Source organism: Paenibacillus aquistagni (assembly GCF_900177815.1).
Classification (GTDB): Bacteria; Bacillota; Bacilli; order Paenibacillales; family Paenibacillaceae; genus Paenibacillus_B; species Paenibacillus_B aquistagni.
On record NZ_FXAZ01000011.1, the window covers coordinates 1 to 22,483 of the forward strand.

A 22,483-nucleotide genomic window follows, 5' to 3' on the forward strand; every position below is an offset into this window, starting at 1 on the left:
TTCCACGCGTACCCATCCCGAACACGACCGTTAAGCCTTTCAGCGCCGATGGTACTTGGACCGCAGGGTCCTGGGAGAGTAGGACGTTGCCAAGCAAGAATTGCCCACTGACAACAGTCAGTGGGTTTTTCTTTGTGCTTATTTAATTCGATATTGAGTTCATGCAATGTGGTTATCTTATTCGATTACTTGTCTCCTGAGGATGAAACGGATTTAACCATTTACAACTTCTCCGCCGTTAATATGAATCATCTGACCCGTAACGTAAGAAGAATCCTGACAAGCAAGATATACATAAGCAGGAGCCAGTTCTTCAGGTTGTCCGGGCCGCTTCATAGGAACATCACTTCCAAACTGGCTTACTTGATTCGCTTCTGCAGTAGACGGGATTAAAGGTGTCCAGATTGGTCCTGGAGCAACGCCGTTTACGCGAACACCATCTTTAACGAGGTTGGCCGACAAGGACCGCGTGAACGCTACAATAGCCCCTTTTGTCGCTGAGTAATCCAGCAGGTTTGCACTTCCTTTATAGGCGGTTACCGATGCCGTATTAATAATGACACCTTTATGCTGTCTTAATTGAGACATAGCAGCTTTTACCATATAGAACATGGCAAATATGTTTGTGCGGAACGTTCGCTCTAGCTGTGCGGAGGAGATATCCTCAATTCGCTGCTTAGGCTGCTGCTCTGCTGCGTTATTTACCAAAATATCGATATGGCCAAGCTGCTGTACGGTTTCCTCTACGATCTGCTGGCATATTGATTCTTCACCTATATCTCCTGGAAACAATATACAATTCACGCCATGCTCCTCAACTGCAGCCTTCGTGAGTGCTGCATCTTTATCTTCATTTAGATAGGAGATGGCCACATGAGCTCTTTCCTTAGCAAAGGCAACCGCTACTGCTCTGCCGATCCCACTGTCTCCTCCCGTAATTAAGGCTACTTTGTTATGTAATTTGCCTCCAGGATGATAGGCATCGCCTTGAAACTTTGGTTGAGGATTCATGTCTGACTCAATACCCGGCTGTTGGTTTTGATGTTGAGGAGGCACGGTTTGCGTCTTTTGTTGCGATGTCATATGAAGCACTCCTTTTTAACTTGGCACATTAATATCTGATATCTCTACCAAACAATGTTGAGATAAGACCGTTAAGGCTAACATGCCCATTAACAACAAAATCCACCCTGCCAAAATCGGGTGGATTCGGATATTTATGCTTTGTAGATGAGACATTGCTGCGGTTGGATCTTCAACAGCTTATCATCAGGGATTGACAGGACCGCAATCAAGACATACAAGCGGGGAATGAGAAGCCAGATATGCCAGAACACAAATTGCAAACTGAAGCTGATTGGCAGCCATGGCGTTAGAATTAAAATAATGACAAAGCCGATCAGCAGGGTATGCAGATTCACCTTGCGCATATACCGATCGCTGATGTACTGTTGAGGCAGTGGAAGAAATCCGATCCAAGGAAGCTTCATCTGAAAGCCCCAGCGTTTCTTATACGTATAGCGGTCCATAATAAATATAGAACGTGCAATGACGTAGTGAATCCAGATCACGATTGTCCATGCTAAGAAGGCATATATCAAGCCCATAATCGAACTGGACCAAACTGCTGCAGCAACCCCAATAACCGCCAGAGCCAAGTATATCCCCAAAATGAACCTATTAAAATGAATTTTGCGTAGCAGCTGGTAATGGTAGAAGGTTCGTTCTGTGCGCGCTGGCATGAGATGTTGCTCCTCTCTCTTGAGTACCTCAGTAAACTATATATCGGCTTCGCAGAAAAGAGAATGAAGATGGGGGTTCAGAAAAATAAAGCGATTCCCTTATGTACATACACCTGCCCATTGACATGAGCATATGCTACAGCAACTATTTGAAAATAATCTATGAAACAAGGTATAGGCATTCTATGAAATGGACATACTAGTTTAAAACAGGAGTAAAGGCGGGATGGTCATGGAACATGATGCAAAGCAGCAGTGTATTGTGTGCAATGAGGAGAAGGCCGAAGGCATTGTCGTTGTTGACCAATTTATATGTTTGGATTGTGAGCAGGAAATGGTTCATACCGATGTAAAGGATGCAAAGTATCCCTTTTTTATTGATCAGCTGAAGCGCTTGTGGATGAAGCTTCATGCCTAGAAGAGGCGTGAATGCCGCTCTCGAAGGACATCCATCATATTGACAGAATCTAATGGGATTGGAACCCATGTTTATTATTGTTATCTAAATTTTTTTAAAATAAACCTTGCTCCATTTATGAAAATGAAATAGCTTAGAGCCCTTAGGGGCTCTTTTTGGCATAGAAGCATATCGGGGTTGAATATTAGGGGCCCCTCTGTGATTAGACACTGAATCTGTCTTTCATTTTCGGTACAATAAGGTCATAACGGAAACAGAATGAGGATGAAGCATGAACGATAAACGAATGACAGCACCGCTTATGGATGCCCTTGAACAATACAAGCATAAGAAGCAAGCTTCTATGCATGTCCCTGGGCATAAGAATGGAGCAAGCTACCGGCAATGGGCAGCATGTACAACAGGCAAAGCTAAAGAGCGATATGACGCTTTCGCCAGCTTCCTGGCATATGATGTAACCGAGGTGGACGGTACAGATGATCTGCATCAGCCCGAAGGTGCGATTCAAGAAGCGCAGGAACTGGCAGCAGCGTGCTTTGGAGCGGAGGAAACCCACTTTCTTATCGGGGGGAGCACAGTAGGCAATCTTGCGGCCATTCTTACTTGCTGCACAAAACAAAATGATCTTGTCATCGTACAGCGCAACGTACACAAATCCATATTAAATGGCCTACGCATGGCCGGAGCCAGAGCGGTATTTATTAGTGGGAGAGAAGACAAGAGGACGGGGCTTATTAGCGGTCCCCCGGTAGAAGTCATTCGAGAAGCTTTAGAGCGTTATCCAATGGCAAAGGCAGTGATTGTATGCAATCCGAATTATTATGGCATGGGCATTGATCTTAAGCCAGTGGCTGAAGTGGTGCATCATTATGGCGTACCGTTGATTGTGGATGAAGCGCATGGTGCTCATTATGGCCTGCATCCGCAATTGCCTCACTCTGCATTGCAGACAGGAGCGGACCTCGTGATTCAGTCGACGCATAAGATGCTAACCAGCATGACCATGAGCGCAATGCTGCATGTACAGGGAGACCGAGTGGATCGTCAACGGCTCAAAAAAATGCTGACGATGCTCCAAAGCTCCAGTCCGTCCTACCCTTTAATGGCCTCATTGGATCTTACACGCTATTGGATTGACCAGCGGGGCAGCACATGGCTGGAGAGCGGACTGTACGCCGCAGAGCAAGTAAGGCAAGCGGCAAAGCAGTCCCCGATGTGGGGGATTCTCGATGTTAGCGACGATTCGGAAGCGAGCGCTCGCGGCAAAAGTACATCGGGATACTCTTCGGGATTTGATACCTTGGACCCCTTCAAACTTGTCTTGTGGGACAAGATAGGGCGGTTAAGCGGCTACGAATTGTTGGACAAGCTGCAGTCAGCCGGAGTGGTTGCGGAGATGGCGGATCCTGTGCATGTCGTATTAATTATGACCTTGTCAGATACAACAGAAGAGGCGGATCGAGTCATACGGTGCCTTAAGCAGGTTGAACAGGAGCAATGCCTTCATGATTTCGCCTCACCATCCTCGATTGAACATACGGAAGATTTATGTGCGCCGTACCGCTCATGTCAAGATATGTTACAATCAAGTGAAGCTGTTTATGACATGAAAGATCAGTCGGTATTCGCTCAGCTTACGATCTCAGAGCCCGTTCGATTCACCCTGTTCGAGGAGGATCGTCAGGTGATCACGCTTCCTGTGGAGCAGATTGAGGGCTATGAGGCCGCTGAAGCGGTTGTACCGTATCCGCCTGGCATTCCAATCATTATTCAGGGAGAACGGTTAACCGCTCGTCATATCACCCTGCTGCAGCAGCTGGCTGCGGCAGGGGCTAAATGCCAAGAGGTGACGGACAAGCATCTTCGTACGTTAAAAGTATGCGCATCACCACATAACAGCCAAGGGGATAGCTGAGGAACCTAGAAGGGATAGATGGAATATGATGTCTACAACCGGGACATTTATCACGTTTGAAGGAGGCGAGGGTGCAGGGAAGACGACAGCGATTAACTTGCTTGCAGAGAGGCTTAAGGAGCTCGGCGTGAAGGTGCTCGTTACGAGGGAGCCTGGAGGCATACCAATCGCAGAGCGCATCCGAGAAGTCATCTTGGATACGAGCCATACATCCATGGACCCGCGCACGGAAGCGCTGTTGTATGCAGCAGCAAGAAGACAGCATCTTGTCGAAAAGGTTATACCTGCGCTTAATCAGGGTAATATCGTATTATGTGATCGCTTTGTTGACAGCAGCCTTGTCTATCAGGGTTTTGCAAGAGGCCTCGGCATGGATGCCGTGGAAGAGATTAATGCTTTTGCCATTCAGGATACGATGCCAGAGCTTACTTTCTGGTTTGATATTAATCCTGTCATTGGACTCGCCCGAATTACCTCCAATGATGGCCGAGAGCTTAACCGTCTCGATCAGGAATCCATGTCCTTTCATTTGAAGGTGCGAGAAGGGTATGCCCGATTAGCGAAGAAGCATCCTGAGCGTATTGTTTGCATAGATGCTGCGGTCAGCACAGAGGAGATCGTAAAGCAAATGATAGACATTTTGCGTGAAAAAACAAGGATTTTGGACATTTGATGTATAATTAAAGGGGTAGCATTGTTTTTTAATGAATCCTATATGTTCACAAAGAAAAATCGAGAATTTCGGTGACATCACCCATATAACATGAGGAGGAATACGGCATGAAACTCATAGTAGCCATTGTACAGGACAAGGATAGCAATCGTTTGAGTCATGCATTGGTTAAAGCCGAATACCGCGCGACCAAACTCGCGAGTACTGGTGGATTCCTACGTGCAGGCAACACGACCTTTATGATTGGTGTTGATGACGAGCAAGTGGATGATGTGCTTGAACTTATTCGCACGAACTGCAAAGTAAGAGATCAGTTGGTGACGCCAGTGACGCCAATGAGCGGCTCCACAGATTCCTATATTCCACTTCCTGTAGAGGTGCAGGTAGGCGGAGCAACCGTATTTGTAATGCCAGTTGATCGATTTGAACATTTTTGAATCCATTGATAAGGACAGGTGATGATCGGTGAAGATTAATCCGGGCTTTCGCCCATTAGGACCGGACTTGCGTGTGGGCGATTCCGTGGCGAAGCCGGTCACAACAAAGTCATTTGCAGATATGATGCAGCAGCAGGATCGCAATGCCTCGAATGAGCAGCTCCAGCAGCGGCTCCATGAGATACATCAACAGGGAGAACGGTTAGCAAAATCGATGACCGTTCGTGAGCTTCATCTCTACAAGACGATGGTGAAGCGCTTCTTGGAGGATACCGTTCGCCGTGGAGTAGGAATCAAAGATACTCGCGGCTGGGACCGCCGTGGACGCAGCAGACGATATCGCCTGGTCGAGGAGATTGATGAGGTATTGCTTGCGCTTGCTGATGAATTGCTTCAGACTGAGCAGGGAAAGATTGATTTGCTGAACAAGGTTGGGGAAATACGCGGAATGCTGATTAACTTAACCTTCTAGAAAGGTAACGGTGAATATGTCGTTTCAACGCATTCTTGGCCAGCAGCAGGCTAAGAAGATTCTACAGCACGGATTAAGGGCCAATAAGATCTCCCATGCCTATCTATTCAGCGGGCCGGTTGGGACAGGCAAGCTGCAAACCGCTATGACCTTCGCTAAGGCGTTATTTTGTGAGCGGCTTGAAGATGATTGCTGTGACGAATGCCTGTCCTGCCGGAAGATCAACCATGGCAACCATGCTGATGTCCAAATCATAGAGCCTGAGGGACAATCCATTAAGATTGATCAGATTCGGGAACTACAACGTGAGTTCTCTTATCGTTCAGCCTCCTCAGATGCCCGCAAGATATATATTATGAAGCAGGCTGACAAGATGACGGTGCAAGCGGCCAACAGCCTGCTCAAATTTTTAGAAGAACCGACAAGTCCGACGGTTGCCATACTGCTTGCCGATAACGGACAGGCCATGCTCCCAACCATCATTTCTCGCTCCCAATGGGTACCTTTTACACCTCTTCATTCAAGTCAAATCTGCGATAAACTCACTGAAGAGGGCGTATCTCTAACCTTAGCGCGTGCTGCGGTTCAAATCGTGAACGGATTGGATGCCAGCAGGGAATTGTGCCAACAGAATTGGTTTGCAGAACTAAGAAACGTAATGATACAATTAGGTAAGGAGACTGGGGGAAGTGTGTCCTCAGCTCTTGTGATGGCACAGCAGAATGTATTCAAGACGGAACTGGCTGAGCATGTGGACATGCTCTTCCGCTTATTCCATCTCTGGTTTAGAGATATGTTGAACTACCAATTGAACCGACAGGACAGTCTCGTGTTCATCGATCAGCAGGAATTGATGAGCAAGATGGCGTGGACAAGGACAGCCGAAGGCTGGGTGTCATGCATGCAGCTTGCCCTGGAGGCGGAGAAGCGCATGCGTGCAAATGTCAGTCCTCAGCTTGTACTGGAGCAGTTTCTAGTTGGCGTGCAAGGAGGTACTTAATTGTATAATGTAGTCGGCGTCCGTTTTAAGAGAGCGGGCAAAATCTATTATTTCGACCCGGTCGATTGGCCGGTCCAGAAGGACCAGCATGTGATCGTCGAAACGGCGCGCGGCATCGAATACGGCAAAGTCGTCATCGGGCCCAAGACGGTCGGCGAACATGATGTGGTGCTTCCGTTGAAGAAAGTCATTCGGATAGCCACAGATGTTGACGGGCAGCTCGTAGAGAATAACCGCCAAGCGGCAAAGGATGCCCTTGGTGTTTGTTTGGACAAGATTCGATCTCATCAATTGAAGATGAAGCTTGTCGATGTTGAGTATACGTTTGATCGCAATAAGATTATTTTTTATTTTACAGCTGAAGGTAGAGTAGATTTCCGTGAGCTGGTTAAAGATCTGGCCAGTGTGTTTCGCACTCGTATTGAGCTTAGACAGATTGGTGTACGAGATGAAGCGAAGATGCTTGGTGGGATTGGCCCTTGTGGAAGGGTACTGTGCTGCTCCTCTTGGCTCGGTGATTTTGAACCTGTATCGATCAAGATGGCGAAAGACCAGAATTTGTCCCTTAACCCAACCAAAATATCAGGACTTTGCGGCCGTTTAATGTGCTGTTTGAAATATGAGCATGATAACTATGAGAGCGTGAAAGAAGAACTGCCATCTGTGGGCAAGCTTGTCGTTACCTCTTACGGAGAAGGCAAAGTTGTAGGCCTGAACAACGGAGAACGGAAAGTGCATGTACAGCTGTTTGAACTTGGTAAAGTGAAGGAATTGCTATTTGACGATGTAGTCGTGAAATAGTTATTACGACATCCGTATGGACTCTGGGGTGGGAACTTGGAGAAGAAAAATATATTTTCACAATTTCATGAGCTAGAAGCGAATATGGGAGACCTTCACCAAGAAATCGGCACGCTCAAGCTGGTTGTTAAGGAACTGCTGGAGGAGAATCAGCGGCTAATGATGGAGAATCAGCAGCTGCGTAGAGTGCTCCAACAGGAGAATCCATTGCAAGAGCAGCAGTCCGAGACGCAAGCCAAGAGCGAGCAGGATTCACAAGAAGCTGAGGAGGCGTCAGAGGGCATACAGCCAGACAACCCGGTTGGTGAAGGTTATGACAACTTGGCTCGACTGTATCATGAAGGATTTCATATTTGCAATGTGTATTATGGTCATTTAAGAACAGAAGGAGACTGCTTGTTTTGTCTCTCCTTCCTGAATAAATAACAGCTGCCGTAGGCGAGGGACCTGCTTCCTTGTCTACGGCTTTGTCATATTTATTGTGAAAAACAGGGCGATTTGCACGCGAGCGAAGTGCAGTGATATAAAGGAGACTATATTTGGATGACAAAGGTAACCTTACAACCGGCTGAGCGTCTGGATGATCTGCTGACGCATGAGCTGAAGATTATTCAAAGCGAGGAAGTATTTAGTTTCTCCATGGATGCCGTACTGTTGGCTAGATTCCCGAAGGTCCCCGCAAGAGGACGCATTCTTGATCTGTGTACAGGCAATGGGGTGATTCCTCTTTTGTTGACAACACGGACCGGGGCCGACATTGATGGAGTAGAGATCCAGCCGCGGCTTGCAGATATGGCTAAGCGCAGTGTGGCGTTTAATGCATTAACGGAGCGGGTCCATATTATTCAAGGCGATCTCAAATCATTTGTGCCAGAAGGCAGCAGACCTTATTACGATCTAATCACGGTAAATCCTCCTTATATGCCGCTTACAGCAGGAGATATCAAGGAGAACGAGCATATCGCAATGGCAAGGCATGAGCTGGGCTGTACGCTTGAGGATGTTCTTCATACTTGCGCAAGGCTTACACGTACAGGAGGGAGAGTAGCTATGGTTCATCGCGCCTCGCGGCTTGTCGATATTATGAGCTTGATGCGTCATTATCGGATAGAGCCAAAGCGGATTCGCTTCGTTCATCCGAAGGAAGGGGCGGAAGCCAATATGGTTCTCATCGAAGGCATTCGGGATGGGAAGCCAGACGTCCGTTTGCTGCCTCCCTTAATCGTTTATAATAACAATAACGAGTACTGCAAGGAATTAATGGATATATACTATGGAGAACAATCGGAATTGGGGAATCAATAGATGATGTGGAATGTGCAGAACAGTTATGAGGAAGTTGTGCGCGACAGGACGACGGGCAAGCTCTATCTTGTTGCGACTCCAATCGGCAACCTTGAGGATATGACCTATCGAGCCGTTCGAATCCTACAAGAGGTTGAGATTATTGCCGCAGAGGATACGAGAGAGACGAGAAAGCTCTTATCCCATTTTGATATCCAAGGAAAAAAACTTTACAGTCATCATGAGCATAATAAATGGTCAAGCGGTCCAGAATTGGTACGGCTCATGGAAGAAGGACAATCGATTGCACTCGTATCAGATGCAGGGCTGCCTGCCATTTCTGATCCCGGTGCAGAGCTGGTGCGCTTATCCATTGATGCGGGCATTAAGGTCATTCCGATACCTGGGGCTAATGCAGCGCTAAGCGCATTGATTGCCTCAGGGCTTGGCACAGAGCGATTCTTATTTGTAGGCTTCCTGCCGAGGGACCGCAAGCGAATGGATGATGCGCTGGAATCGTTCAGACTGGAATCTGGCAGCTGCTTGCTCTATGAATCGCCGCATCGTGTTGTGAAGACCCTAGAACGGATGCTGGAGGTGCTAGGTGATCGCCAGGTTGTGCTGGCAAGAGAAATAACCAAACGCTATGAACAGTTTGTGCGCGGCTCCATAACGGAATGCCTGGCTTATTTGCAGGATCATGCTCCGCTTGGAGAATGTGTCTTGGTTGTCGAGGGCATGTCCGAGGAGTTGAGGCTTCAAGAGCCTGATGCGCTTTGGTGGAACAGCTATTCGGTAAAAGAACATGTTGAGCATTATGAACAGCAGCAGGGTCTAACACATAAGGAAGCGATGAAGGCAGCAGCGAAGGATCGAGGAGTATCGAGGAGAGATATTTATCAAGAGCTTCTAGCGGAGTAGGAACGTCTATGTTTACAGTATTTTTAGAAAAGTTTTAGAATGTTGTGTTCAAATATAAGACAGAGCTGTTGGATAATAATAAATAGAGATAAGGGAGAAGCGGTCCAGCCCTCCCTCTATTTCGCATGATATAAGTAAAAAAAAGACCTTTATGGTTGGGTTCAGAACCATAAAGGCAAAGGAAGATATGAAAAAGGTTAGAATTAACAGATGTAAGTAAAATTATTATAACCTATTTTTCTTATTTTGTCACAGGTTGTGGGATTTCTGAAATGCAATCGTAACAAACAATTTTTCCTTTGAAGTATGTAACATTTTCTGCATTGCCGCAGAAGATACAAGCTGGCTCATATTTCTTGAGCATGATGCGCTCGCCGTCTACGTAAATTTCAAGTGCGTCTTTCTCTCCGATGCCTAGTGTGCGGCGTAATTCAATCGGAATAACGACACGACCAAGCTCGTCAACTTTACGGACGATACCTGTAGATTTCATCATAAATCATCGCTCTCCTCTTTATAAGCTCAAATATGTCATGATTCGACAAAATTCTATGTTTGCTGGTATATATCGTACCAACCATTCCCATATTCGTCAACTACTAAAAGTGTACAAATCGGTGCTAATTTATGGTTGTTTTCATAGAATGTGCTTGTTTTTAGGCATTTTCTGTGCTTTATTCAGGTAAGAACTATCATGTTTGAACAACAGTGGAAGTTTTTATCAAGGATTAATAGCAAGAATAGCCAGTATATGTTTATTCGACAAAGCTGCCGTTCGTGTCGGAAATTTGTCGAATTGGTAATCGAATATGAACATATATTCAATATTTTTACAAGGTTAGGAGGGGGATTATGCTTTTAAGGGAAGAGAAGGTGTTTAAAGACCCTATTCATAATTATGTCCATGTGCAAGATCGCACGATATGGGACCTCATTAATACGAGGGAATTCCAGCGGCTTCGGCGCATTCGCCAGCTAGGAACGTCGTATTTAACGTTCCATGGGGCTGAGCACAGCCGCTTCTCTCATTCACTTGGCGTCTATGAGATTACAAGGCGGATTATCTCTCAGTTCGAGCGTCATCATCTGGAGGAATGGGCAGTGGAGGATCGCCTTGTTGCTCTTTGCGCAGCATTGCTTCACGATGTGGGGCATGGTCCTTTCTCCCATTCTATAGAGGATGCTTTTCAAGTTCATCATGAGGATTGGACCTGCCGCATCCTATTAGAAGACACCCATATTCGGGCAGTGCTGGAACAAGTCAGTCCTGATTTCCCAGAACAGGTGGCTTCAGTCATTCAGAAGACGCATCCGCATCCCATTGTCGTCAACTTGGTATCAGGACCTCTCGATGCTGACAGGATGGATTATTTGCTAAGAGACGCGTATTATACAGGCGTTCATTACGGGACGTTCGATCTTGATCGCATTCTTCGGGTGCTTAGGCCTTATCAAGGGCGAGTTGTTGTCAAAGAAAGTGGCATGCATGCGGTAGAGCACTATTTAATGAGCCGTTATCAAATGTATTGGCAAGTCTATTTTCATCCTGTGACAAGGAGCTCTGAGCTGCTGCTTCGCTTTATCTTCCAGCGAGCGAAGGAACTTTATGAGAGCGGATACCGCTTTCGTTATTTTCTGCCGCCGTTAGAGGCATTGTTTGAGAATCGCATGGATGCTTTAAGCTATATTCAGTTGGATGAAGCTTTTGTCCAGACGATGTTTATGCAGTGGATGAATGAAGAGGACAGTCGATTAGCTGAGCTGTGCCAGCGGTTTATGGAACGCAGGCTTTATAAATATGTTGAGGTGGATTATTTGGACGAGGAGCGCATGGAGTATCTTCGCAGACAATGGATCAATGCCGGACTTGATCCTTCGTATGATCTATGGTTTGATGTGCCGACGGATATGCCGTATGATGTGTATCGTGCAGGGGACAAGCCAACCCTTCAGCATATTATGCTGCTAAGCGATTACCAGCAGGAACTGGTGGAGTTATCTAAGAAGTCAGACATCGTGCGTTCGATCAGCGGACTTCATCGAGGGAAGCATTATATTTACTTTCCGATGGACAAGGTGAAGCAAGTCATGCCTGTACTCTCAAAGGAGACGTGCCATCTCTTAAAGTTGACATAAAGAAGAGCAACCAGGAATTCTCAAGGAGTGAATAAAGAATGATTTTTGATACTCATACTCATCTTGATAATGAAGCATTTGATGAAGATCGTGATGAGGTAATTGCACGAGCAGTGGAAGAAGGCGTCAGCCGGATGGTGAATATCGGCTTTAATCGCGAGACGATCCCGACGACGATGGCATTGGCCGAGAAGTACCCTTTTATTTATGCCGCAGTAGGGTGGCACCCTGTGGATGCAATCACCATGGAAAAGGGAGATATCGATTGGATTGCAAAGCTTACGGAGCATGAGAAGGTAGTTGCTATCGGCGAGATTGGGCTTGACTATCATTGGGACACATCTCCCAAGGATGTGCAGCAGCGCGTATTCCGTGAGCAGATCGGGCTAGCCCGCGAGCTTAATATGCCGATTATTATTCATAATCGGGAAGCCCATGAGGATATTGTCCGGATTCTGCGCGAGGAGAATGCGAAGGAAGTGGGCGGGATTATGCATGCCTTCTCTGGGAGCTGGGAGACCGCAAAGATGTGCTTGGATATGGGATTCTATATTTCTTTTGGGGGACCGGTAACGTTTAAGAACGCGAAGCAGCCAAAAGAGGTGCTGAAGCAGGTGCCAATGGACCGTTTGCTCGTTGAGACGGATTCCCCTTATCTGACACCTCATCCATTCCGAGGCAAGCGCAATGAATCCTCATATGTGCGTCTTGTTGCAGAGATGGGAGCTGGATTAAAAGACATGGATTTTGAAGAATTTTGCAAAATTACGACGTCGAATGCACTTACATGTTTTGACATACGATGAAAAACAGAGAAAAAGGCATGAAATTTTAAACTACAGCGATAATTAAATGAGTTTTATTTATGAAATGGTAAATTTCAGCTTTATTTTGGATGTTTTTCATGAATAACGGTTTTGCGGAAGTCTTTACAACTTTGTCATAAACACGATATGATTTCTCTCAGAAGTTCGAATGAACTTGAATATTGTTCCAACGAACCAGTAACGCTGAATCTTCTAGTTCATAGAAGAGCGGGGGAACCAACAGCTAATCTGCGAGTGCCGCGCAGACAGCGGAGTGTATCCTTGGGGTGAATTACGAACGATCGAGCCATGAGCCGGTCCGTTCGGATAGGGCGACTCTCAGTCCCGAATCCGACAGCTAACCTCGCAAGCGTATGGAGAGAGGTCCTCGTGTAGAGTCCTGAACATTGGAGTTTTGTTTGGGTCTAAGAAAGAAGCCACGAAAGAGATCCCTCTTGCGGTAGGCTTCTTTGTGTTTTTACGGCTTACGATCCTTGCATCCATGTGACGAGCATAATGGTTACAATGTGTTCATAGGTTGTAAGAACAGGGGGTGGCAGCAAGCAACTGGCGTTGGGGTGAAGAAGAGCATTGGGCACAGCGCTCGTTTTTCACTAAAATACTTAATAGTCGCGTCAGATGTATCATGCATAACTCTCGACGGCGGGACTATGTAAGGAGGACCGAGAAATGGGAAACCTCGTGAATAACGAACCCCATGATCCCCGATCATCCAGCAAGTCACTCGCATTAAAGTGGAAGCATGAAAATGTGCGTGTTGTTTCAGTGATTGTTGTTGTTGCTATAGCCATTACGCTTGTTAGTGTGCTGGTTGGATTTAGTTATCAAAAGAAGACGGTCGCTCTGTTCATTGATGGACAAGAGAACACGATAGAGACACGCAAGGCCACGCTTCGCGATGTTTTGGATGAGCATGCGATAGCATTAGGGGCACATGATAAAGTATCCACCTCGTTGGATACCGAGCTAGAAGATGGTGTATCGGTAAGCATTAAGCGTGCGAAGCCGGTGCAGGTCACAGTAGATGGCAAGACCAATACGTTGTATACCACCGAAGATCATGTATCTGAGGCTCTAAAGGGATTCAACGTGACTGTAAATGAATTGGATAAGATCTTCCCAGACGCAAGCACTGCCATCTCCAATGAAATGGAGATCAAGGTGGTCCGCATTACAAAAGATGTGGAGAAGCGTGAGATCAAGGTTCCTTTCCAAGTCGTCAAGCAGGCGAATGGGGATATGCTGAAAGGAACGACCAAGGTTGTCCAGCAGGGGCAAGAAGGAACAATTATTCAGAATATCGAGAATACGTATCAAGATGGCAAGCTGGTGCATTCTGAGCTCGTAGAGAAGAAGGTTCAAGCCAAGACTGTCAATAAGATTGTTGCTTACGGGACGAAGAAGAAGCCTGAGGTTCAAGTATTGTCTGCGACACCATCTTCCAAGAAGAGTGCTGCATCAGGCAGTGTGTTGAAAAATGGCATTAATTTTAAATACAAGCAAAAGCTTACGAACGTGCAGCTTACTGCGTATACGGAGGAAGCGGGTTCTCCTGGTGCAAAGACGGCATCTGGAACGAAGGTAACCGAAGGACGCACGATCGCGGTTGACCCTGATGTGGTTCCGCTTGGCTGGTGGGTATATATCGAAGGCTACGGTTTCTACCGTGCAGAGGATACAGGTGGAGCCGTTAAAGGCAAGATCATGGATATCTACTTCGATAATTCAAGCCAAGTGAAGCGCTTTGGACGCAAGAAGGGCAATACTGTATATGTGATCGGCCCAGTGAAGCCTGAGGCAAACTAACAGGCTTGACGCGGCGGATAAGCACGTAGATCATCGCTGTGTTTTTATGATATAGTAATCCATAATCAATTATGTCATGCTAAGAAGAGGGGAAGCCCTCTTCTTTTGTATTTTATTTGTAAAGTTAAGAAAGGAGCGGTTCTATTGATCCGCGAAGTAATTGTCGTCGAGGGAAGAGACGATACGGTTGCGATAAAACGAGCAGTGGAGGCAGACACCATTGAGACGGGTGGCTCTGCACTGAATGAAATGACTTTTAAGCGAATCGCGTTGGCGCAGGAGCGTCGAGGCGTCATTATATTTACCGATCCTGATTTTGCAGGAGAGCGCATTCGTAAGGCTGTCGCTCAGAGAGTGCCCGGCTGTAAACATGCGTTTATAACAAAGAAGGAGGCACTGGCTAAAGGAGATATCGGCGTGGAGAACGCCTCGCCTGAGGCGATACGGCATGCCCTCGCCAATGTACGCTCGGAGATGCCCTCTCCAGACGGACAGCCTCTTACTTGGAATGATCTTATGGACGCAGGGCTAGCGGCTCATACAGGCTCATCAGAGCGCCGTATGAAGCTTGGAGAAATATTAGGGATCGGTTATTGCAATGCAAAGCAGTTCTTGAAGCGCTGCACCGCTTTTCAAATCAGCCGTGAGGAATTTGAGCAGGCGCTGCGTGAACTCAATATGCAGCATACGCCTAATGAAGATGATTAATCGCTAGACATTACGTAAAAGCTGTACGATGTGAATGAGATTGAAGGACTATGGAAAGGCAGGAACGGCTATGAAGCAGCACAGCATGGATATCGCCACACCTTCTAGAACGAAGGAGATTATCCGTAAACATGGCTTCTCATTTAAGAAAAGCCTGGGACAAAATTTTTTGATTGATATGAATATTATGCGCCGTATTGTAGATGCGGCTGAGCTTGATGAGCACACAGGCGCGCTTGAGATTGGTCCAGGCATTGGCGCCCTAACCGAGCAGCTGGCCAAAAAAGCAAGCCGTGTCACAGCGGTGGAGATTGATAACCGGCTCATTCCGATTCTTCATGAGGTTATGGAGCCATACCCCAATGTCTCTGTTGTTCATGGGGATGTTCTGAAGGTGGATTTGCATGCGTTGTTCCAAGATCGCTTCCAGGAGGTTGAGCGTGTTAGCGTCGTAGCGAACTTGCCTTATTATGTCACAACACCGATTATGATGAAGCTTCTTGAGGAGCGTCTTCCGCTCAAGAATATTGTGGTCATGATTCAAAAGGAAGTTGCAGAACGCATGGCAGCCTCTCCTGGAGGCAAGGAATACGGCAGCCTAAGTGTAGCTGTGCAATATTACTGCGAGCCTGAGATCGTCTGTACGGTGCCTCATACGGTGTTTATCCCTCAGCCTAATGTAGAATCAGCGGTGATTCGTCTTAAGGTCCGTGAGGAGCCTCCTGTTCGCGTCAGCGATGAGGCTCTATTCTTTGAGGTTGTGCAAGCGAGCTTCGCACAGCGCCGCAAAACCTTATGGAACAATCTCAAGGCTCGATACAATCAGCTCATGGGCACTGAAGCCCTTCAGGAGGCCCTAGAGGAGGCCCAGATCGAGCCTTCACGCCGAGGGGAGACACTCTCGCTTGATGAGTATGCTCGCCTTAGCGAGGCTATTGGCGCGAGAATGGCTTCTAACGAAGCTTGAGCATATGAAAACGGGTTCCAATTGATTTTGAAGAATAACGCACCAAAACCGACTCCTGCCCATAGGATAATCGAGAGGTGATAGAGCCTATGAAGTCAGGAGATTTGGTCGTTCGCAAATCGTATGGTGGGGACATAACGTTCCGAATTGAAGGCATATACAACGACATGAGCTTGCTGAAGGGAGTAGACTATCGGCTTATTGCCGATGCCCCTTTAGAGGACTTGGTGAGCGCTTCAGACACCACCGTAAGGCGCCGCACACGCCAGGCTCAGATCAAGATGATTCAATCCGTAGAAGCCTTGGAGCTTGATCGCCGGCGCCAAAAAGAAAAAAGGCCTATGGAAGATGTGTTCCAGGGAACACAAAACGGATCGGTAAATCCCCAGGTTTCATATTTTGAAGTACCGGGAAAGGTGCTGCATTTAGACGGGGACCCCAATTATCTGCAGAAGAGCATGGCATTGTACCGCCAGCTTCGAGTTCCAGCCGAGGGGCATTATATACAGGAGAGCTCGATGGCAGAGGCTGTCTATCGTCTTCTTCCGCAAACAAGGCCTGATATTGTGGTAATCACAGGACATGATGGAGTGCTAAAACATATCAAGCACCGGGATCTGTACAGCCTGCAGAGCTACAAGAACTCTCAAAACTTTGTGAATGCCGTCAAGAACGCAAGACAATACGAGAAGCATCTCGACATGCTTACGGTAATTGCAGGCGCCTGCCAGTCTCATTTTGAGGCGCTGATCGGTGCCGGAGCCAACTTTGCAAGCAGTCCAGGACGGATTATGATCCATGCGCTGGATCCGGTCTATGTGGCTGCTAAGGCGTCTTATACCTCGATTCGAGACACGGTGAATATCGCGGATATCGCGCCTCATACAATGACGGGAACAGAAGGTTTGGGCGGTGTTGAAACGAGAGGAAGCTTCCGGGTAGGCATGCCAAAATGGAAGGATCTGTCCACGCTTCAGGTGACACCTTCCATCGTTTAATCAAAAAAATGCATAAAATACGGGATAATTGCACATTCTACAACGTTATATAAAAAATCTTATTGACATGTTTTATTGTTGATTGTTATAATAATTTATTTAATTTGACATTACCACCTCATTTGTTTTATAATGGACAAGGAAAGAGGTGGTAGTTGTAATGGCAAAAAACACTTTGCTGGAAATTCGTCGTAGTCTAGAAGCTCATGTCGGCCAGAAGATTCTGCTTCGAGCCAATGGCGGCCGCCGTAAGATGGTTGAACGTTCAGGTGTGTTGGAAGAAACCTACCCTTCTGTATTCATTGTAAAGTTAGATCAGGAGCAGAATGCTTTCAAGCGTGTCTCCTACAGCTATGCAGATATATTAACAGACGCGGTTCAAGTATCGGTCTGTGATGATAACGGCGAGATGAAGCTTGATTTCATCCGTAGTTGATCTCATTTACGAAGCAGCCTAGAGGCTGCTTTTTGTTTTTGTCTCCAATGTTCAGGCTGCCAATTGATTTTTACCTGACCTAATGACAAAGGCCCTTATGCCCTTCATGCATAGCTTATGGCTCAGCGGCACAATCTAATCATGAGCATTATCTTTACTTTGCGTTAAGGCTCATCTAATTTCAGCGCATGAGGAGGCATAAGACGATGGGAAGACGCAGACGCAGTGTGATGTCAGAAGAGCTCAAATATGAGCTTGCCAAGGAGCTGGGCTTCTATGATACGGTCCAAAAGGAAGGCTGGGGCTCGATAAGCACCAAGGATGCAGGCAACATGGTCAAAAGAGCGATTCAAATGGCTGAGCAGGCCGCGGCAAACAAGTCCTCATTCAAATGAACATGATTTTAGGTTAAATGAAAGCAGACCCATTCGTCGTTCGTGATGATGAGGTTTGCTTTTTCTATTCGCACTCGAATAGATCCGATGGGAATAGGCAATAGCTGTTGTTAACCATAAGGAGATATCGCCAGTTTGCACGTCCCTTTTTAGGGCTTGCATCGTCTGGTATCGCCCCATGACTTGCAGGAAAGAGTCTGTTATAATAACGGAAGCGATTCGTAGGGTAAAGAAGGGTGAAATGCCAGTGAAAGTATACGAGAAGGCACCTGCCAAAATAAACTTGATGCTAGACGTATTGCGTAAGCGCGAAGACGGTTATCATGAGGTCGAAATGGTTATGACCATGGTCGATCTTGCTGATCGTCTAGAGATGGAGGAGCTTCCTCGTGATACGATTATCATATCCAGCCAAGCGGGCTACATACCGTTAGATGAGAAGAACCTTGCTTTTCAAGCCGCAAAGCTGATCAAAGAGCGTTATCAGGTGAAGCAGGGGGTCTATATTCATTTGGATAAAAAAATCCCCGTTGCTGCTGGACTAGCTGGCGGCAGCAGTGATGCAGCTGCAGCGCTTCGCGGACTGAACCGGCTGTGGGGCTTAAATATTCCGGAGTCCGAGCTCTTGACGCTTGGAGCTGAGCTTGGCTCAGACGTGCCTTTCTGTGTAACAGGCGGTACAGCTATAGCGACAGGGCGAGGAGAGAAGCTTGAGCATATCATCAACCCTCCTCAATGCTGGGTGGTGCTGGCCAAGCCGCCGATCAATGTATCGACGGCAGATGTGTATGGGAGGCTTCGCGCGAATGAGATTAAGGCTCACCCATCGGCATCGGCGATGAAAGAGGCGATCGAGGCTCAATCCTTTACGGACATCTGTGATCGTCTAGGCAATGTTCTTGAAGATGTTACCTTGCCGCTGCATCCTGAGGTGCAGCAGTTGAAGGAAGCGATGATTCGCCTTGGGGCAGATGGCGTCTTAATGTCTGGAAGCGGCCCAACGGTATTTGGCCTCGTATCCAAAGAATCGAAGATTGCTAGAATCTATAACGGGCTTAGGGGCTTCTGCAAAGAAGTATATGCGGTCCGAATGCTGACATAATGTTTCCATAGTCCATTATTTTCCTAGGCTATTAAGGAAGATTCACCATATTGTTACACATCTAATTGCTAAATTACGGACATTCATGTATGATGACGTGTATAATATTCGTAATACAGTGACTCTGAGTGAGGAATAATCATGAAAAAGTTAAAACGAAGTGCACGGTTGGTCGAAATGACTCAATACCTCACGTTAAATCCACATACACTTATTCCACTTACCACATTTGTTGAACGTTACGGCGCTGCCAAATCGTCCATTAGCGAGGACTTGGCAATCATTAAGGAAGTATGTGAAGGTGAGGAAACAGGGGAACTGCTGACGCTAGCAGGCGCAGCAGGCGGAGTAAAGTATATACCAAAATATCCTTCCCACAAAGCATTGCCGCTAATTGAGCAAATTGGCGAGCAGCTAAAGCAGCCGGATCGCATGCTTCCCGGCGGCTATTACTACATCACAGATTTGCTTGGACAACCTGGATTGATGAATGATATCGGTCGCATGTTCGCTTCGGCGTTCGCTGATTCCGACATCGACTGTGTCATGACGGTTGAGACAAAAGGCATTCCTATCGCTTACGCTACCGCAGCGCATCTTAATCTGCCTGTTGTGCTGGTTCGCCGTGACCATGTGGTAACGGAAGGATCGGCTGTGAGCATCAATTACGTATCGGGATCCCATAAGAGCATTCATACAATGACGCTTGCTCGCCGAGCACTTAAAGAGCGCTCTAGAGTGCTTCTCGTCGACGATTTTATGCGTGCAGGCGGCACCTTTAAGGGAATGATGGATCTCTTGCATGAGTTTGATGCAACCGTAGCAGGTGTTGGGGTATTGGTGGAATCCGAAGATGTTTCTAACGAGGAACGTCTAGTTCAAGATTACGTATCCTTAATTCGAGTAGAGACCGTAGATGCACGCTCGAAGCAAATGTCAGTCAAGCCAGGGAATTACTTCGATCACATGTAAGGCATGCATCATGGACGGAAGATGATCATGAAGAAGTTGCAGGTCAAAAATATCTAATAGGGGTGTTCGATGATGAGTACAGCCATTCAAAAAGTAGCAACCTTGGAAGCGCCGCAAGCGATTGGTCCTTATTCACAAGCGATTGTATACGGAGACCTCGTTCTGACTTCTGGCCAGATTCCATTAACGCCCGCAGGAGAAGTAGTAGAAGGCGGCATGGAAGCACAAACGCATCAAGTGCTCACAAATCTGATTGCGGTGCTGAAGGAAGCAGGGACATCCCTTGATCGCGTGCTTAAGGCGACCGTATTTTTGAAAGACATGAACCAATTCGCTGAAATGAACCAAGTATTTGAGTCTTACTTTGGCGATCATAAGCCTGCTCGTTCTACGATTGAGGTTGCACGCCTGCCGAAGGATGTACTTGTCGAAATTGAACTCATTGCAGCGAAGTAAATCAGAATATGTCGAAACCTATCAGCACTCCAGACAAATTAAATAAAAATTCAAAAAAAAGTTGATAAGTTGGCAAAATAAAGAAGGATTTTATATGCGCGTGTGGAATTATACACCAAGTCTCGATGGAAAAAGGTGGTGAACACACACGTGCAAATTACTGATGTTAGACTCCGCCGCGTCAACACTGAGGGCAGAATGAAGGCAATCGCATCGATCACTATCGATAACGAATTCGTCGTTCATGATATCCGTGTTATTGACGGCAACAACGGCATGTTCGTCGCGATGCCGAGCAAGCGTACGCCTGATGGCGAATTCCGTGATATTGCCCATCCAATTTCATCCGCTACACGCGAGAAGATTCAGGCAGCTGTATTGTCTGAATACGAGCGTGCAGCGACTGAAGAAGAGGTTATTGAAGAGGGCGCTTAATTGTTTTTGCAATACGATGGGGTTACAAAGAAAGGGAGCCAAACATGGGGGCTCTCTTTTCTTTTTGTCCATAATGAGATATATTCTAGTATGGAGTAGAGAAGCAGGAGGTCGGATGCGGTGAAGAGAATGGCCATCGTGTTAGCAGCGGGTCAAGGAAAACGTATGAAGTCCAAGCTATACAAAGTTCTACATCCCGTTTGTGGTACACCAATGGTTGGACATGTGCTCAATCAACTGGAGCAAGTCCATGTCGAGCGTACCGTTACTGTAGTTGGACATGGTGCTGAGGCAGTAAAGGCATATTTAGGAGACCGTTCAGAATTTGTGCTTCAAGAACAACAACTGGGCACCGGGCATGCTGTGAAGCAGGCCAAGGCACTGCTAAGCGAAGAGCAGGGCACCACTATCGTGATCTGTGGAGATACGCCACTTGTCACATCAGACACACTAATGCAGTTGATGAAGCTTCATGAGTCTACACAAGCTTCGGCGACGATTTTGACGGCTGAACTGGATCAACCTTTCGGCTATGGCCGATTAATTCGTACTAACGATGGTTCGGTCTTGAAAATTGTCGAGCAAAAAGATGCCACGGAGCAGGAACAGTGTGTTCGTGAGATCAACACGGGTACCTACTGCTTTGACAATGCCAAGCTATTCGCAGCTCTAGAGAAGATTACCAATGACAATGCTCAGAACGAATATTATCTGACGGATGTAATTAGCATTCTTCAAGCTCAGGGCGACAAGATCCAGGCTTATTGCACGCAGGATCAGGCAGAATATATTGGCGTGAACGATCGAATGGCTCTGTCTGAGGCAGAACGTATGATGCGTGAGCGAATCAATAAGCAGCACATGGTGAATGGTGTAACGATTATTGATCCTGCCAACACGTATATTGAGGCAGGCGTCACCATAGGCGCCGATACCGTATTGGAGCCAGGCACGATTCTTCGTGGTGAGACAACAATCGGAGAGGACTGCCATATTGGTCCTCATACGGAACTCATTGATTGTACAGTGGATCAAGGCGCAGCCGTTGCTCATTCGGTTATGCAAGAGGCGGTTGTAGGGGCGAACAGTTCCGTTGGACCGTTTGCTTACTTGCGTCCGGGGGCCAACATAGGACAAGACGTCAAGATTGGCGACTTCGTTGAGATTAAAAATGCTACGATTGGCGATCAATCCAAAGTATCTCATCTGAGCTACGTCGGTGATGCCAAAGTTGGAAACAATGTCAACATCGGCTGTGGAGCAATAACGGTCAATTATGACGGTTATAATAAATCCATTACCGAGATTGGCGATAATGCGTTTATTGGCAGCAATGTCAATCTGATCGCGCCTATTCAGGTCGGCCAAGGCGCATATGTTGTAGCTGGCTCCACCATCACGCAGCATGTCAATGATGATGATGTGGCCATTGCCCGCGGCAGACAAGAGAACAAACCTGGCTATGCGCCGAAGCTTCGGGCAAGAGCCAAGGCTAAGAAAGAACGAGAAGCTAGACAACAGGACTAATACGGTACATGCATGCAATTGGATGGTCGTATAATGATGTTTTTACCAACATTTT

The 22,483-nt window shown here is 46.8% G+C and carries 26 protein-coding genes, 1 rRNA gene and 1 riboswitch; of the genes, 24 read left to right on the plus strand and 3 right to left on the minus strand.

Annotated elements, in window-relative coordinates; translation table 11 throughout:
• Positions 1–95, plus strand: a 5S ribosomal RNA gene (rrf, locus tag B9Y93_RS23250); the annotation flags it as partial.
• Positions 96–213: 118 nt separating this feature from the next.
• Here the strand turns inward: rrf and B9Y93_RS23255 are convergent.
• Together B9Y93_RS23255 and B9Y93_RS23260 are read right to left on the minus strand one after the other, a co-directional pair.
• On the minus strand, positions 214–1,083 hold the full coding sequence (locus B9Y93_RS23255; RefSeq protein WP_085498780.1) for an SDR family oxidoreductase: 870 nt from the start codon (positions 1,081–1,083) through the stop codon (positions 214–216).
• 134 nt (positions 1,084–1,217) lie between these two features.
• Complete coding sequence (locus B9Y93_RS23260) at positions 1,218–1,742, minus strand: hypothetical protein (protein ID WP_085498783.1); 525 nt, start codon at positions 1,740–1,742, stop codon at positions 1,218–1,220.
• A gap of 232 nt (positions 1,743–1,974) precedes the next feature.
• Between B9Y93_RS23260 and B9Y93_RS23265 the strand changes: the two genes are divergently transcribed.
• The 10 genes from B9Y93_RS23265 (at position 1,975) to rsmI (ending at position 9,663) form a co-directional block, all read left to right on the plus strand.
• Complete coding sequence (locus B9Y93_RS23265) at positions 1,975–2,160, plus strand: sigma factor G inhibitor Gin (RefSeq protein WP_085498901.1); 186 nt, start codon at positions 1,975–1,977, stop codon at positions 2,158–2,160.
• Positions 2,161–2,431: 271 nt separating this feature from the next.
• Positions 2,432–4,075 carry an aminotransferase class I/II-fold pyridoxal phosphate-dependent enzyme gene (locus B9Y93_RS23270; RefSeq protein ID WP_085498785.1) on the plus strand — a complete coding sequence of 548 codons (1,644 nt, stop codon included), beginning with the start codon at positions 2,432–2,434 and terminating at the stop codon, positions 4,073–4,075.
• Positions 4,076–4,100: 25 nt separating this feature from the next.
• Complete coding sequence (gene tmk / locus B9Y93_RS23275) at positions 4,101–4,748, plus strand: dTMP kinase (protein ID WP_244903553.1); 648 nt, start codon at positions 4,101–4,103, stop codon at positions 4,746–4,748.
• A 107-nt stretch (positions 4,749–4,855) separates the two neighbouring features.
• Positions 4,856–5,185: a cyclic-di-AMP receptor gene (locus tag B9Y93_RS23280; RefSeq protein ID WP_085498787.1), complete on the plus strand. Its 330-nt coding sequence runs from the start codon at positions 4,856–4,858 to the stop codon at positions 5,183–5,185.
• Between the two features lie 28 nt (positions 5,186–5,213).
• On the plus strand, positions 5,214–5,657 hold the full coding sequence (locus B9Y93_RS23285; RefSeq protein WP_085498789.1) for a YaaR family protein: 444 nt from the start codon (positions 5,214–5,216) through the stop codon (positions 5,655–5,657).
• A 16-nt stretch (positions 5,658–5,673) separates the two neighbouring features.
• A complete protein-coding gene (holB, locus tag B9Y93_RS23290) occupies positions 5,674–6,657 on the plus strand; it encodes a DNA polymerase III subunit delta' (RefSeq protein WP_085498791.1) in 984 nt (327 codons plus the stop codon).
• Positions 6,658–7,458: a PSP1 domain-containing protein gene (locus tag B9Y93_RS23295; RefSeq protein ID WP_085498793.1), complete on the plus strand. Its 801-nt coding sequence runs from the start codon at positions 6,658–6,660 to the stop codon at positions 7,456–7,458.
• A 36-nt stretch (positions 7,459–7,494) separates the two neighbouring features.
• Complete coding sequence (locus B9Y93_RS23300) at positions 7,495–7,884, plus strand: initiation-control protein YabA (protein WP_085498795.1); 390 nt, start codon at positions 7,495–7,497, stop codon at positions 7,882–7,884.
• Positions 7,885–8,001: 117 nt separating this feature from the next.
• Complete coding sequence (locus B9Y93_RS23305; RefSeq protein WP_085498797.1) at positions 8,002–8,763, plus strand: tRNA1(Val) (adenine(37)-N6)-methyltransferase; 762 nt, start codon at positions 8,002–8,004, stop codon at positions 8,761–8,763.
• Positions 8,764–9,663: a 16S rRNA (cytidine(1402)-2'-O)-methyltransferase gene (gene rsmI, locus B9Y93_RS23310; RefSeq protein WP_085498800.1), complete on the plus strand. Its 900-nt coding sequence runs from the start codon at positions 8,764–8,766 to the stop codon at positions 9,661–9,663.
• A 241-nt stretch (positions 9,664–9,904) separates the two neighbouring features.
• On the opposite strand, the gene B9Y93_RS23315 is transcribed toward rsmI, so the two are convergent.
• Entirely contained in the window at positions 9,905–10,159 is a 255-nt protein-coding gene (locus B9Y93_RS23315) for an AbrB/MazE/SpoVT family DNA-binding domain-containing protein (protein ID WP_085498802.1), read from the minus strand.
• Between the two features lie 356 nt (positions 10,160–10,515).
• Here B9Y93_RS23315 and B9Y93_RS23320 point away from each other — a divergent pair, with 356 nt between their 5' ends.
• From B9Y93_RS23320 to glmU, 13 genes are all read left to right on the plus strand, one after another.
• Positions 10,516–11,799 carry an HD domain-containing protein gene (locus tag B9Y93_RS23320; RefSeq protein WP_085498805.1) on the plus strand — a complete coding sequence of 428 codons (1,284 nt, stop codon included), beginning with the start codon at positions 10,516–10,518 and terminating at the stop codon, positions 11,797–11,799.
• Positions 11,800–11,837: 38 nt separating this feature from the next.
• On the plus strand, positions 11,838–12,605 hold the full coding sequence (locus B9Y93_RS23325) for a TatD family hydrolase (protein ID WP_085498807.1): 768 nt from the start codon (positions 11,838–11,840) through the stop codon (positions 12,603–12,605).
• A gap of 192 nt (positions 12,606–12,797) precedes the next feature.
• Positions 12,798–12,994, plus strand: a riboswitch (cyclic di-AMP (ydaO/yuaA leader).
• A gap of 301 nt (positions 12,995–13,295) precedes the next feature.
• Positions 13,296–14,432 carry a resuscitation-promoting factor gene (locus B9Y93_RS23330; RefSeq protein WP_085498810.1) on the plus strand — a complete coding sequence of 379 codons (1,137 nt, stop codon included), beginning with the start codon at positions 13,296–13,298 and terminating at the stop codon, positions 14,430–14,432.
• Positions 14,433–14,576: 144 nt separating this feature from the next.
• Complete coding sequence (rnmV, locus tag B9Y93_RS23335) at positions 14,577–15,140, plus strand: ribonuclease M5 (protein ID WP_085498812.1); 564 nt, start codon at positions 14,577–14,579, stop codon at positions 15,138–15,140.
• A 70-nt stretch (positions 15,141–15,210) separates the two neighbouring features.
• Entirely contained in the window at positions 15,211–16,107 is an 897-nt protein-coding gene (rsmA, locus tag B9Y93_RS23340; protein WP_085498904.1) for a 16S rRNA (adenine(1518)-N(6)/adenine(1519)-N(6))-dimethyltransferase RsmA, read from the plus strand.
• Positions 16,108–16,196: 89 nt separating this feature from the next.
• Positions 16,197–17,105, plus strand: a complete 909-nt coding sequence (gene yabG / locus B9Y93_RS23345; RefSeq protein ID WP_085498813.1) for a sporulation peptidase YabG — start codon at positions 16,197–16,199, stop codon at positions 17,103–17,105.
• A gap of 160 nt (positions 17,106–17,265) precedes the next feature.
• Positions 17,266–17,541: a biofilm formation stimulator Veg gene (gene veg / locus B9Y93_RS23350; RefSeq protein ID WP_085498815.1), complete on the plus strand. Its 276-nt coding sequence runs from the start codon at positions 17,266–17,268 to the stop codon at positions 17,539–17,541.
• A gap of 206 nt (positions 17,542–17,747) precedes the next feature.
• A complete protein-coding gene (locus B9Y93_RS23355; RefSeq protein ID WP_085498817.1) occupies positions 17,748–17,936 on the plus strand; it encodes a small, acid-soluble spore protein, alpha/beta type in 189 nt (62 codons plus the stop codon).
• 247 nt (positions 17,937–18,183) lie between these two features.
• Positions 18,184–19,038: a 4-(cytidine 5'-diphospho)-2-C-methyl-D-erythritol kinase gene (gene ispE / locus B9Y93_RS23360; RefSeq protein WP_085498906.1), complete on the plus strand. Its 855-nt coding sequence runs from the start codon at positions 18,184–18,186 to the stop codon at positions 19,036–19,038.
• 141 nt (positions 19,039–19,179) lie between these two features.
• Positions 19,180–20,010, plus strand: coding sequence for a pur operon repressor (purR, locus tag B9Y93_RS23365; protein WP_085498818.1), 831 nt, complete (start codon positions 19,180–19,182; stop codon positions 20,008–20,010).
• Between the two features lie 72 nt (positions 20,011–20,082).
• A complete protein-coding gene (locus tag B9Y93_RS23370; RefSeq protein WP_085498821.1) occupies positions 20,083–20,466 on the plus strand; it encodes a RidA family protein in 384 nt (127 codons plus the stop codon).
• A gap of 150 nt (positions 20,467–20,616) precedes the next feature.
• Positions 20,617–20,901: a septation regulator SpoVG gene (gene spoVG / locus B9Y93_RS23375; protein WP_006678208.1), complete on the plus strand. Its 285-nt coding sequence runs from the start codon at positions 20,617–20,619 to the stop codon at positions 20,899–20,901.
• A 120-nt stretch (positions 20,902–21,021) separates the two neighbouring features.
• Complete coding sequence (gene glmU / locus B9Y93_RS23380) at positions 21,022–22,428, plus strand: bifunctional UDP-N-acetylglucosamine diphosphorylase/glucosamine-1-phosphate N-acetyltransferase GlmU (RefSeq protein ID WP_085498822.1); 1,407 nt, start codon at positions 21,022–21,024, stop codon at positions 22,426–22,428.
• Positions 22,429–22,483: the final 55 nt, after the last annotated feature.

What these genes read in the sequence shown, in the direction of transcription:
- B9Y93_RS23255 (WP_085498780.1), bottom strand. Translation starts at nt 1,083, where the DNA reads ATGACATCGCAACAAAAGACGCAAACCGTGCCTCCTCAACATCAAAAC.
- B9Y93_RS23260 (WP_085498783.1), bottom strand. Translation starts at nt 1,742, where the DNA reads ATGCCAGCGCGCACAGAACGAACCTTCTACCATTACCAGCTGCTACGC.
- B9Y93_RS23265 (WP_085498901.1), top strand. Translation starts at nt 1,975, where the DNA reads ATGGAACATGATGCAAAGCAGCAGTGTATTGTGTGCAATGAGGAGAAG.
- B9Y93_RS23270 (WP_085498785.1), top strand. Translation starts at nt 2,432, where the DNA reads ATGAACGATAAACGAATGACAGCACCGCTTATGGATGCCCTTGAACAA.
- tmk (WP_244903553.1), top strand. Translation starts at nt 4,101, where the DNA reads ATGATGTCTACAACCGGGACATTTATCACGTTTGAAGGAGGCGAGGGT.
- B9Y93_RS23280 (WP_085498787.1), top strand. Translation starts at nt 4,856, where the DNA reads ATGAAACTCATAGTAGCCATTGTACAGGACAAGGATAGCAATCGTTTG.
- holB (WP_085498791.1), top strand. Translation starts at nt 5,674, where the DNA reads ATGTCGTTTCAACGCATTCTTGGCCAGCAGCAGGCTAAGAAGATTCTA.
- B9Y93_RS23305 (WP_085498797.1), top strand. Translation starts at nt 8,002, where the DNA reads ATGACAAAGGTAACCTTACAACCGGCTGAGCGTCTGGATGATCTGCTG.
- rsmI (WP_085498800.1), top strand. Translation starts at nt 8,764, where the DNA reads ATGATGTGGAATGTGCAGAACAGTTATGAGGAAGTTGTGCGCGACAGG.
- B9Y93_RS23315 (WP_085498802.1), bottom strand. Translation starts at nt 10,159, where the DNA reads ATGATGAAATCTACAGGTATCGTCCGTAAAGTTGACGAGCTTGGTCGT.
- B9Y93_RS23320 (WP_085498805.1), top strand. Translation starts at nt 10,516, where the DNA reads ATGCTTTTAAGGGAAGAGAAGGTGTTTAAAGACCCTATTCATAATTAT.
- B9Y93_RS23325 (WP_085498807.1), top strand. Translation starts at nt 11,838, where the DNA reads ATGATTTTTGATACTCATACTCATCTTGATAATGAAGCATTTGATGAA.
- B9Y93_RS23330 (WP_085498810.1), top strand. Translation starts at nt 13,296, where the DNA reads ATGGGAAACCTCGTGAATAACGAACCCCATGATCCCCGATCATCCAGC.
- rsmA (WP_085498904.1), top strand. Translation starts at nt 15,211, where the DNA reads ATGAAGCAGCACAGCATGGATATCGCCACACCTTCTAGAACGAAGGAG.
- yabG (WP_085498813.1), top strand. Translation starts at nt 16,197, where the DNA reads ATGAAGTCAGGAGATTTGGTCGTTCGCAAATCGTATGGTGGGGACATA.
- veg (WP_085498815.1), top strand. Translation starts at nt 17,266, where the DNA reads ATGGCAAAAAACACTTTGCTGGAAATTCGTCGTAGTCTAGAAGCTCAT.
- B9Y93_RS23355 (WP_085498817.1), top strand. Translation starts at nt 17,748, where the DNA reads ATGGGAAGACGCAGACGCAGTGTGATGTCAGAAGAGCTCAAATATGAG.
- purR (WP_085498818.1), top strand. Translation starts at nt 19,180, where the DNA reads ATGAAAAAGTTAAAACGAAGTGCACGGTTGGTCGAAATGACTCAATAC.
- B9Y93_RS23370 (WP_085498821.1), top strand. Translation starts at nt 20,083, where the DNA reads ATGAGTACAGCCATTCAAAAAGTAGCAACCTTGGAAGCGCCGCAAGCG.